The sequence below is a fragment of the Delftia sp. WY8 genome, assembly GCF_018437695.1.
GTDB lineage: Bacteria > Pseudomonadota > Gammaproteobacteria > Burkholderiales > Burkholderiaceae_C > Comamonas > Comamonas tsuruhatensis.
In genome coordinates, this window is record NZ_CP049795.1 from 6,034,116 (window position 1) to 6,044,639 (window position 10,524).

General features: G+C 67.5%; 8 protein-coding genes. 4 read left to right on the forward strand and 4 right to left on the reverse strand.

What is annotated here, in order from left to right:
- The first annotated feature begins 15 nt into the window (after positions 1-15).
- Positions 16-1,161: an ATP-binding protein gene (locus G4D77_RS27645; RefSeq protein ID WP_213757808.1), complete on the forward strand. Its 1,146-nt coding sequence runs from the start codon at positions 16-18 to the stop codon at positions 1,159-1,161.
- Positions 1,162-1,188: 27 nt separating this feature from the next.
- Here G4D77_RS27645 and G4D77_RS27650 read toward each other — a convergent pair whose 3' ends face one another.
- Both G4D77_RS27650 and G4D77_RS27655 read right to left on the reverse strand, forming a co-directional pair.
- Positions 1,189-1,935, reverse strand: a complete 747-nt coding sequence (locus tag G4D77_RS27650; RefSeq protein ID WP_154834019.1) for a Fic/DOC family protein — start codon at positions 1,933-1,935, stop codon at positions 1,189-1,191.
- Positions 1,883-2,590: a hypothetical protein gene (locus G4D77_RS27655; protein WP_154834020.1), complete on the reverse strand. Its 708-nt coding sequence runs from the start codon at positions 2,588-2,590 to the stop codon at positions 1,883-1,885. Before G4D77_RS27655 ends, G4D77_RS27650 begins: the two co-directional genes overlap by 53 nt.
- 280 nt (positions 2,591-2,870) lie before the next feature.
- On the opposite strand from G4D77_RS27655, the gene G4D77_RS27660 reads away from it, so the two are divergent.
- Positions 2,871-3,602, forward strand: coding sequence for an ABC transporter substrate-binding protein (locus G4D77_RS27660; RefSeq protein WP_213757809.1), 732 nt, complete (start codon positions 2,871-2,873; stop codon positions 3,600-3,602).
- 3 nt (positions 3,603-3,605) lie between these two features.
- Here the strand turns inward: G4D77_RS27660 and G4D77_RS27665 are convergent, their stop codons facing one another.
- Complete coding sequence (locus tag G4D77_RS27665; RefSeq protein WP_193726213.1) at positions 3,606-4,772, reverse strand: metallophosphoesterase; 1,167 nt, start codon at positions 4,770-4,772, stop codon at positions 3,606-3,608.
- A 214-nt stretch (positions 4,773-4,986) separates the two neighbouring features.
- Here G4D77_RS27665 and hrpA point away from each other — a divergent pair, with 214 nt between their 5' ends.
- Both hrpA and G4D77_RS27675 read left to right on the forward strand, forming a co-directional pair.
- On the forward strand, positions 4,987-9,075 hold the full coding sequence (gene hrpA, locus G4D77_RS27670) for an ATP-dependent RNA helicase HrpA (protein WP_154834023.1): 4,089 nt from the start codon (positions 4,987-4,989) through the stop codon (positions 9,073-9,075).
- Positions 9,076-9,341: 266 nt separating this feature from the next.
- Positions 9,342-9,992: a cysteine hydrolase family protein gene (locus G4D77_RS27675; protein WP_154834024.1), complete on the forward strand. Its 651-nt coding sequence runs from the start codon at positions 9,342-9,344 to the stop codon at positions 9,990-9,992.
- Between the two features lie 29 nt (positions 9,993-10,021).
- Here G4D77_RS27675 and G4D77_RS27680 read toward each other — a convergent pair whose 3' ends face one another.
- Complete coding sequence (locus tag G4D77_RS27680; RefSeq protein ID WP_250134238.1) at positions 10,022-10,399, reverse strand: right-handed parallel beta-helix repeat-containing protein; 378 nt, start codon at positions 10,397-10,399, stop codon at positions 10,022-10,024.
- Positions 10,400-10,524 lie beyond the last annotated feature (125 nt).

Consider the following 10,524-nt stretch of genomic DNA (forward strand, 5'->3'; position numbering starts at 1 on the left):
CGCAAGGAGATTTCCATGACGAACTGGAAACAGATCCAGTCCCTGGTGCCGCAGCCCGGCGCCGACCCCGACTTCGCGGCTTGCCTGGCCGCCTTCCCCCAGCTGGAGCAGGCCAAAACCACGCCGCAGGACCCCGTCTATCACGGCGAAGGCGATGTCTGGACGCACACGCAGATGGTGGTACGCGAGCTGCTGGCCGACCCCGGCCATGCGGCACTCACCGCCACCGAGCGCGAGACGGTCTTCCTGGCCGCGCTGCTGCACGACGTGGCCAAGTGCTCGACCACCGTGGTGGGCGAGGACGGCCGCATCGGCCAACCCGGCCATTCGCGCCGCGGTGCGCTGGATGCGCGGCTCATGCTCTGGGAAGCCGGCGCGCCCGTGGACCAGCGCGAAGCCATCTGCCGGCTGATTGCCGTGCACCAGGTGCCGTTCTTCGCCTTTGCCGATTCGCGGCGCGGCCACTCGCCCGAGTTCATCGTGCGCGAGTTGTCCTGGCAGGTGGACCTGCACCTGCTCACGCTGCTGGCGCGGGCCGACATGCGCGGGCGCATCTGCCCGGACATTGCGTCCGTGCTGGTCAACATCGAGCTGGTGCGCGAGTTCGCGCTGGAAGAGGGCTGCCTGCGCACGCCGCGCCGCTTTGCCTCGGACGAGACGGCGGTGCGCTACTTCCGCGGCGCGCAGCTGCATCCCGACTATGCGCTGCACGAGCAGGCCGGCTCGCGCGCCATCGTCATGTGCGGCCTGCCGGCCAGCGGCAAGAACACCTGGGTGGCCGCCCACCATGGCGAACTGCCCGTGGTCTCCTTCGACGATGCGCGTACGGAGTTGGGCCTGCGCCACGGCCAGAATGAGGGCGCGGCTGCCCACCACGCCGTGGACAAGGCCAAGGCCCTGCTGCGCGCGGGCCAGCCCTTCGTCTGGAATGCCACCCACCTGTCGCGCCAGATGCGCGGCAAGACCGTGGACCTGTGCCTGGCCTACGGCGCCCGCGTGGAACTCGTGCACTTGGAAGCCAGCCGCCCGACCCTGCTGGCCCGCAACCGCGCGCGCGACACCACGCTGACCAACGCGGCCCTGCTCGGCCTGCTGCAGCGCTGGGATGTGCCTTTGCCTACCGAGGCGCATGCGCTGTCGTTGGTGGTCAATGAGGGGTAGGGGAGGGGGAGGGGTGCTGTACCGCTGTCAAGCGGCATGCTCGCCGCGTGCCCGCTTCATCTCCAGATAGGACTGGGCTGCTTTCTGGTCGTCGGCCCGGTATGCCACGTTCATGTCCGGGCGATGCACGTCATCGCCCGGACCCTTCAGCCCTGGCAATGCCCGCAGATGATCAAGCAAGGTGGTCTGCGTGTTGGCCGAGGTGATCAAGGGGCGCAGATAGGCATCGAGGTGTCTGCCTTGCGGGTTCTGGATCTCCTGGGTCAGTGCCTTCAGATAAGCCTCCTTGCTGGAGTCCAGCCAGTCGATGGCAAAGCCCGCGCGGTGGCACAGCTCGGCATGGATCAGCAGCATGCTGCGTCCATTTCCGTCGAGAAAGGGATGACCCCAGGCAAACGCGCCCATGACAGCACCAGGTTTGTCGCGCAGGGTGCCTGCATCGTTGCCCATGTCCAGGCCCCATTCTACGGCGCGCTGGCACAGCTCTGACACTTCGAATTGCAGGCCTGCACCCCTGCCGACGAGCCGGCCCACGCCCAGCGCACGCCTGTCCTGGCCGGCCCAGGGGTAGAAGTCGGAAAACAGGATGGCGTGAACGCGCAAAAAATCGCGGTAGCCAATCCGGCCCCGGATGCTTGCCAGAAAGGCAAGTGCTTCTTCCAGGTTGGCCTCGAAAAAGAGGTGTTCCTGGATCTTGACCTCACGGGCGTCTTTCAGTCCTTCAATGTTGCGCAGGTAGCCCGCGCTTTCGAAGTCCCCGAACGGATCGAACATCCTGCACCTCCCTCATGTGATTGGTCATCAGCCTGGCAAGCTGCCGGCCATTGATGACATGTTTTTTCTTCAAGGCCACGAGCAGCTTGCCCGTGCTGTCGAGCTCCACTTCATCTCCTGCAGCGCGTGTGACTGCCTGTGCATAGTCGTCCAGTCCGGTACGCTGGTGCTGGATGTGGTGCGTGCGGGCCAGCCGCTCGACAAACTGGCGTACACCTTTGGTGGGCAGGGCGTTCACGTCTGCGGGCAAGGTTTCGCCGGGTTCATCAGGTGCCGAGGGATTGCGGACATAGCGCACGGCCACATCGCCCAGATTCAGCCTGCGTGAGACGCGCTGGCTGCCTGCATCGATCAGTAGCGTGGCCTGGCCCGCCTCGTTGACCAGATCCACGCTGCGAAACCTGATTCCCAGTCTGTCCAGCACCTCCCTGACCAGCTCATCGCTGGGGGCGAGCAACTGCGGATCGCCGCTGGCATCGGGCCTTGCCTTGGCATAGATGCCGGCGCCCAGGCGGATCAGGCGGCCGTCCGAGACCAAGTCATGCAAGGCCTCGCTGAGGTGGGAAGCGCTTGCCAATCTGCTCAGATCACGCCGGAGCACGATGTTGCCGGAGCGCTTGCTCAGCGATATCTGAAGTTTGCTGTCCAGGTTCATTTATTTGCCTCAGACGATCTCTACATGGTCTGATTTTAAGGTGTTGTTTTTTCCTTTTATAACAATGGGTTGTGTGCGGATTTCATGCCGCTTGACCAGCAGGGATTGCGATGAAGTCCAACCCCAATTCCAGTGCTGGACGCAATGGCAATCCAAGACCCAATACCGGCAAGCCATGCTCGCTGGTGAGATGACACCCGGACCTTGCACCGGCCGTGTGCGCAGACAATGAAGGTTTGAAGACCGCCGCCCCTTCTGTCTGCCACTTCGAAAGCCATCCATGAACCATTCCTCCCAGCTGCTGTCCACCCTCGCGCCGCTTGGCCGCATCCGCGCCTCCATCAACACCGGCAATCCCATTCTTGCGCGGCTGGATGCCGACGGCCGGCCTGCGGGCGTGTCCATCGACCTGGCCCGGCGCTTTGCGCAGCAGCTGGGGTTGGAGCTGGAACTGGTGGTCTTCGACACGGCCGCCAAGTCGGTGGATGCCGTCACGCGCGAGGAGGCCGACTTCGGCTTCTTTGCCGTGGACCCCGTGCGTGGCGCGGGCATCGGCTTCACGGCACCCTATGTGCTGATCGAGGGCAGCTACCTGGTGCGCCAGGATTCGCCGCTGACCGACAACGCCCAGGTGGACCGGGCCGGGCACACGGTCGTGGTCGGCAAGGGCAGCGCCTATGACCTGTACCTGAGCCGCGAGCTCAAGCATGCGCAGATAGAGCGCGCCGTGTCCTCGCCCGCCGTGGTGCAGACCTTTGTGGAATCGACGGCCGACGTGGCCGCCGGTGTCAAGCAGCAATTGGAGGCCGATGCCGCCCGCCTGCCCGGCCTGCGCCCGCTGCCAGGCCGCTTCATGGTGATCCAGCAGGCCATGGGCCTGCCCAAGGGGCGGGGCGATGAGGCCCTGCGCGTGCTGGCGGCCTTTGTGGAAGAGGCCAAGGCCTCGGGCTTTGTGGCCGAGGCACTGCAGCGCCACGGCATCCAGGGCGCAGCGGTTGCGCCTGCGGCCTGAAGGTCAGGCCCCGCGCAGCACCAGCAGGTCGATGCTGGCCGGCACGCCCAGGCGCACGGCAAAGCCGGCCCACAGGCCTGCGCCGGCGCTGACGAAGAGCTTCATGGCGCCGACCTCGTACTCGCCGCGCACAAAGCCGTCATTGGCGGGCGCCACCAGCCATTGGTCCATGCCCAGGATCAGGCCGCCGTGCGTATGGCCCGACAGCTGCAGGCCCACGCCGTGGGCCGCGTTGTCGCGGGCGGTCTTGGGCTGGTGGGCCAGCAGCAGGTGGTATTGCGCACCGGCCTCTTTGGCCTGGCGGGCCACGGTGTCGATGTCGGGCGGCACGCCTTCGGGCACGGACGGGTCGGTGTTCTGGCGCGACAGGCGGCCATAGGCCGGATCGCCGATGCCCGACAGCGCCAGGCGCGCGCCCTGCACATCGATCAGCTGCATGCGGTTTTCCAGCAGGTTCAGGCCCAGGCGGCGGAATTCGGCCATCCAGGCGTCGTAGCCGCTGTAGTACTCATGGTTGCCGGGCGCCGCCCAGACGCCGTGGCGTGCCTTGAGCTGCGCCAGCGGCGCGATGTTGGCGCGGCCGCTGTCCACGTCGCCGTCCACCATGTCGCCGGGCAGCACGATGAGGTCGGGGCGCGCGCCCAGCGTGCGGTCCACGATGGTCTGCACATAGCGTGCGTCGTTGATGGGGCTGGCGTGGATGTCGGCCAGCACGGCCACGCGCAGGCCTTCTAGGCCGGCGGGCAGGCCGGGCAGGCGCAGCGTGCGCTCGTGCACCTCGGGCGGGCGCAGCGCATTGGTCACGCCCCAGGCCGACAGCAGGCCTGCCAGGGCCAGGGCGCCGGCCGTGAGCAGCGGGGCGTGCAGGCGCTGCTTCCAGTCCTCGCGCCGGGCCACGGCGGCCAGCGCCCAGAGGCCGTCGCGCAGCACGATGAAGACGGCCAGCATCAGCAGCAGGGCCAGCACCCAGCCGCCCGGCACCTGCAGATAGGCCAGCGTGCGGTACTCGACCGTGCCCTCGCGCAGCAGTACCAGCAGCAGGGCGGGCGTGCAGCCCAGGGCCGCCGTGGCGACGGCCGCCATCAGGCGTGCGCGGCGCGGCATCAGGCGGACGGGCCACCACAGCCACAGGGCCAATAGCGGGATGACGAGGGCGGCAAGAGTAACCATGGGGAGCAGATCGAGGAAGGCGGGTGAGGCGGCCAGCGCCGGGAGCGGGCGGCAAGGCGAGCGCCGATTGTGCGCAATGCCTTGCATGCCGCTGGCCTGACTTGGCGAAGGCCCTGGCATGCGGGGGTTTTCATGCGGGCGGCACAGGGCAGGCGTATGGAAATCTGCAGCCGCGTGGCGCCGCCGGCATGGCGCGGGGATAATCCAGCCCCTTATGCCTTTGAAGATCAGCTTCCCTGAATCCCTGCCCGTATCCGCCCGCCGTGAGGAAATCATGGAGGCCATGGACCGGCACCAGGTCATCATCGTGTGCGGCGAGACGGGCTCGGGCAAGACCACGCAGCTGCCCAAGATCGCGCTGGCGCTGGGCCGGGGCAAGGTCAACGCCACGCCCGACGACAAGGGCCAGGTGCGCGGCCACCTGATCGGCCACACGCAGCCGCGCCGCATTGCCGCCAGCTCGGTGGCCAAGCGCATTGCCGAGGAGCTGAACACGCCGCTGGGCGATGTGGTGGGCTACAAGGTGCGTTTCCAGGACCGGCTGTCCAAGGACGCCTCGGTCAAGCTGATGACGGACGGCATCCTGCTGGCCGAGACGCAGACCGACCCGCTGCTCAAGGCCTACGACACGCTGATCATCGACGAGGCCCACGAGCGCAGCCTCAACATCGACTTCCTGCTGGGCTACATCAAGCAGATCCTGCCCCGGCGCCCCGACCTCAAGGTGGTGGTGACATCGGCCACCATCGATGCCGAGCGGTTCTCCAGGCACTTCGAAGGCCCCCAGGGGCCTGCGCCGGTGATCATGGTCTCGGGCCGCACCTACCCCGTGGAGATGCGCTGGCGCCCGTTCGAGGAAAAGCGCGACCATGACCTCAACGACGCCATCGCCGAAGGCGTGGACGAGCTGTGGGCCGGCGGCGCGGGTGGCGACATCCTGGTCTTCCTGCCCGGCGAGCGCGAGATCCGCGAGGCGGCGGACCACCTGCGCAAGCACCTGGCACAGCAGCCCGTGCTGCGCCATGCCGAGGTGCTGCCGCTGTTCTCACGCCTGTCGCAGGCCGAGCAGGACCGCATCTTCGACAGCCACACGGGCCGGCGCATCGTGCTGGCCACCAACGTGGCCGAGACCTCGTTGACCGTGCCCGGCATCCGCTATGTGATCGATGCAGGCACGGCGCGCGTCAAGCGCTATTCCTTCCGCAGCAAGGTCGAGCAGCTGCTGGTCGAGCCCATCAGCCAGGCGGCGGCCAACCAGCGCGCCGGCCGCTGCGGCCGCGTGGCCAACGGCATCTGCATCCGCCTGTACGACGAGGCCGACTTCGGCACGCGCGCGCGCTTCACCGACCCTGAAATCCTGCGCTCCTCGCTGGCCGGCGTCATCCTGCGCATGAAGTCGCTGGGCCTGGGCGACGTGGTGAACTTTCCCTTCCTCGAAGCGCCCTCGGGCCGTGCCATTGCCGACGGCTACCAGCTGCTGGGCGAGCTGGGCGCCGTGGACGAGCGCGGCGAGCTGCTGCCCATGGGCCGCGAGCTGTCGCGCCTGCCGCTGGACCCGCGCGTGGGCCGCATGATCCTGGAGGCGCGCACGCGCGGCGCCGTGGCCGAGGTGCTGGTCATCGCCTCCGCCCTGTCCGTGCAGGACGTGCGCGACCGGCCGCTGGAGGCCCAGCAGCAGGCCGACCAGCAGCACGCCAAGTTCGACGACGAGAAAAGCGAATTCAGCGGCTACCTGCGCCTGTGGAAATGGCTGCAGGATGCGCGCGGCGGCAAGGTGGTGGCCAAAAGCCGCAAGGAAATGGCCACGGCCCAGGCGCCTGCCGCCAAGCCATCGGCGCGCAATGCCGCCTTCCTGCCCGTGGCCCAGCGCAGCGGCGGGCAGAGCGTGGCCGCCCCGGCGGCCGAGGCGTTGGCGGCCTTCCATCCGCAGGACACCGGTCCCGGCACGGATGACGAGCCCTCGCACAAGCTCAGCAACCGCCAGTGGGAGCAGCTGCTGCGCCAGAACTTCATCAACATCCGCCGCGTGCGCGAATGGCGCGACATCCACTCGCAGCTGCTGACCGTGGTCAACGAGCACAAGTGGAAGGTCAACACCGAGCCCGCGGGCTACGACGCCGTGCACCTGTCCATGCTGTCCGGCCTGCTGGGCAACCTGGGCTACAAGGGCGATGAAAGCGACGCCTACCTGGGCGCGCGCGGCATCCGCTTCCATCCGCACCCGGGCGCCCACCTGTCCAAGAAGCCGGGGCGCTGGATCGTTGCGGCCGAGCTGGTGGAGACCTCGCGCCTGTACGGCCGGGGCATCGCCGCCATCGATCCGCAGTGGCTGGAGGAAGTCGGCGCCCACCTGCTCAAGAAGCAACTGCTCGATCCGCACTGGTCCAAGAACCAGGCCGATGTGGTGGCGCTGGAGCGCGCCACGCTCTACGGCCTGGTGGTCTACAACGGCCGGCGCATGAGCTATGGCCGCATCGATCCGCAGTCCGCGCGCGAGATCTTCATCCGCCAGGCCCTGGTGGAGGGTCAGTGGGACACGCGCTGGCACTTCCTGCCCGCCAACCTCAAGCTGGTGCGCAAGGTCGAGGAGCTGGAGCACAAGAGCCGCCGCCAGGACGTGCTGGTCGATGACGAGCTGATCTACGCCTTCTACGACCAGCAGATCCCCAAGGACGTGTTCAGCGGCGCCACCTTCGACCATTGGTTCCGCGAGGCGGCCAAGGAAAACGCCGACCTGCTGCGCCTGTCGCGCGACGAGCTGATGCGCCACGAGGCGGCTGGCATCACCACCCAGGCCTTTCCCAAGGTGGTCAAGCTCGGCGGCGTGGACTGCACGGCCAGCTACCTGCACAGCCCGGGCGACGCGCGCGACGGCATCACCGTCACCGTGCCGCTGTTCGTGCTCAACCAGGTCAGCGACGAGCGCGTGGAATGGCTGGTGCCCGGCATGCTCAAGGACAAGCTCCAGGCCCTGCTCAAGAGCCTGCCGCAGCGCCCGCGCAGCCGCTTCGTGCCCCTGCCCGAAAGCGCCCAGCGCCTGGCCGAACTCTTCACCACGCCCGAACGTTGGGGCCAGGGATCGCTCATCGATGCCCTGCTCAAGCAGGTGCGCGACGAGACCTCGCTGGACGTCAAGCGCGCCGACTTCAAGCTGGACATGCTCAGCCCGCACCTGTTCATGAACTTCCGCATCACGGACGAGCATGGACGCCAGCTGGGCCAGGGCCGCAACCTGGGCGCGCTCAAGGCCGAGCTGGGCGCCAAGGCGCGCGGCGCCTTCCAGGCGCTGGCTGCGCTGAAGGTGGCGTCGGTCACCGAGGCTGCGGCCCCACCTGCCGCCGCGTCCGAAGCCGGCAAGAAGGCGGAATCTGGCGCCAGGCCGGACAAGACAGCAAAGCCTGAAAAGGCGGACCATGCCAAGCCCGCCAGCAACGCCAGGCCCAGCCAGCCCGCCGACAGCCGCTACAAGGAATGGAGCTTTGGCGAGCTGCCCGAGCTGATGGAGATCGGCCGGGGCGGGCAGACGCTGATCGGCTTCCCTGCGCTGATCGACCATGGCGATGCCGTGGGCATCGAAGTCTTCGACGAGCCCGAGGTCGCGGCCGCGCGCCACCGCGTGGGCCTGCGCCGCCTGTTCGCGCTGCAGATCCGCGATGCGCTCAAGTACCTGGAAAAGAACATTCCAGACCTGCAGAAGATGGCCGTCGCCTACATGCCGCTGGGCACGCAGGAGGAACTGCGCGAGCAGATCATCGACGTGGCCATAGACCGCGCCTTCCTGCAGGAGCCGCTGCCCACCAACGACGCGCAGTTCAAGCAGCGCGTGCAGGACGGGCGCGGCCGGCTGACGCTGATCGCCAACGAGGTGGCGCGCATGGCCTCCACCATCCTGGTCGAGTACGCGGCGGCCCAGCGCAAGATCAAGGACACCAAGAATGCGCCCGACGCCACGGCCGACGCCGCCCAGCAACTGCAGCGCCTGGTGCCCAAGAACTTCATCGCGGCCGCGCCCTGGACCCAGCTGCAGCACTATGCGCGCTACCTCAAGGCCATCACCAGCCGGCTGGACAAGTACCGCGCCGACCCTGCGCGCGACGCCAGCCGCCTGGCCGAGCTGCGCCCGCTGGAGCAGCGCTACTGGCGCCTGGTGGCCGAGCGCAAGGGCCACATCGATGCGCGCATGCAGGAGTACCGCTGGATGCTGGAGGAGCTGCGCGTGAGCTTCTTCGCCCAGGAGCTGCGCACGCCTTACCCGGTCAGCATCAAGCGGCTGGACAAGGTCTGGCAGCAGCTGCAGAACTAGCGCCGTGCCGGCCTGCGGCCCTTCCGTGATCGGGAGGGCCGCAGGCCATGGTTCAACGCGGCATCGCCACCTTCACCGGCACGCAGCCGGTTGGAGCGATGCAAGGCCCAAGGCCGTTTGCGCCATCACAGAGATGGGGCATTTTTCAAAGCACGGGCGATCTGTGCAGAACCTGCACAGATGCTGGCCGCTCCATGGCGTTGTGGTGGGCCCTGTGCGTTTCTAGACTGCAGGCATCAACCACTTCCCGTTTTCAGGAGCACTGCATGTCCCTCGCAGAACAGGCCAGCCAGGCCACCCAATCCACCAGCCATCCCACCCTCCGCGCCCTGTCAGGCGCGCCGGGGCGCAGCCACTTGCCACGGGGTGCCACGGCGCTGCTGATCATCGACTTCCAGAACGAGTACTTCAGCGGCCGCCTGCCCATCCCGCGCGGCCCGCAGGCCTTGGAACAGGCACGGCGCCTGCTGCAATGGGCCGATGCCGGGCAGGTTGCCGTGTTCCACATCCAGCACATAGCCCCCGAGGGTGCGCCCGTGTTCGCCGTCAATGGCAGCGCCGTCCAGTTCCACCCCGGCCTGCAGCCGCGCGCGGGCGACACCGTGGTGCAAAAGCGCAGCGTCAGCGCCTTCGTCGGCACCGACCTGGCCGACCAGCTGCGCGCGCGTGGCATCACCACCGTGGTCATCTGCGGCCTCATGACGCACGCCTGCGTGGCCGGCGCCGCACGCGATGCCGCGCCGCTGGGCTTCGAGGTCGTCGTGGCCAGCGACGCCGTGGCCACACGTGCCATCACGCGCAGCAATGGCGAATCCGTGGACGCCGACAGCCTGCACCGTGCCGCGCTGGCCGAGATCGAGGATGTGTTCGGCGATGTGCTGCCCACCGCGCATGTGGTGCAGCTGCCCCTGCGCTGAGCCTGCAGGCAGGACCCGCGCATCGTCTCCTAGCGAGAATCCACGGCGTTGCCGTACTCCGTCGTGGTGCTGGCCGCATCCTTGCGCACCGGCACGGCGATCTGCTCGAACACATTGCCTTCGATCACAACGCCTTTGGACTCCAGCAGGTTGATGCCTGCCTGGGGTTCCTCTTCCTTCTTCCTGAACAGCCCGCTGCGCTTCACGATGAAGCGGTTGTTGCGGATGATGGAACCATCGGCATCGCGCAGCTTGAGGATGGCGGGCAACGGGGCCTTGTCGCGCAGGTCCATGTGCACGATGAAGGTGTTGCCCTCCACCAGCGAGCGCGGGCCGTACAGATAGACGGCGGTGCGGCCATCGACCTCGATGGTGTTGTTGCGCACCACGTTGTCGGAGCCGGCCATGATGATGGCGCGGCCGCCGGATTTGATTTGGAGGTTTTCTGCTGTGTAGAAGGTGGGAGGGAAATAATCCCAAGGTATTTTGTTAAAAGCCTCGGTTTCCGGGTTCCAGTTGGATTCTTTTGTAA

What these genes read in the sequence shown, in the direction of transcription:
- G4D77_RS27645 (WP_213757808.1), top strand. Translation starts at nt 16, where the DNA reads ATGACGAACTGGAAACAGATCCAGTCCCTGGTGCCGCAGCCCGGCGCC.
- G4D77_RS27650 (WP_154834019.1), bottom strand. Translation starts at nt 1,935, where the DNA reads ATGTTCGATCCGTTCGGGGACTTCGAAAGCGCGGGCTACCTGCGCAAC.
- G4D77_RS27655 (WP_154834020.1), bottom strand. Translation starts at nt 2,590, where the DNA reads ATGAACCTGGACAGCAAACTTCAGATATCGCTGAGCAAGCGCTCCGGC.
- G4D77_RS27660 (WP_213757809.1), top strand. Translation starts at nt 2,871, where the DNA reads ATGAACCATTCCTCCCAGCTGCTGTCCACCCTCGCGCCGCTTGGCCGC.
- G4D77_RS27665 (WP_193726213.1), bottom strand. Translation starts at nt 4,772, where the DNA reads ATGGTTACTCTTGCCGCCCTCGTCATCCCGCTATTGGCCCTGTGGCTG.
- hrpA (WP_154834023.1), top strand. Translation starts at nt 4,987, where the DNA reads ATGCCTTTGAAGATCAGCTTCCCTGAATCCCTGCCCGTATCCGCCCGC.
- G4D77_RS27675 (WP_154834024.1), top strand. Translation starts at nt 9,342, where the DNA reads ATGTCCCTCGCAGAACAGGCCAGCCAGGCCACCCAATCCACCAGCCAT.
- G4D77_RS27680 (WP_250134238.1), bottom strand. Translation starts at nt 10,399, where the DNA reads ATGGCCGGCTCCGACAACGTGGTGCGCAACAACACCATCGAGGTCGAT.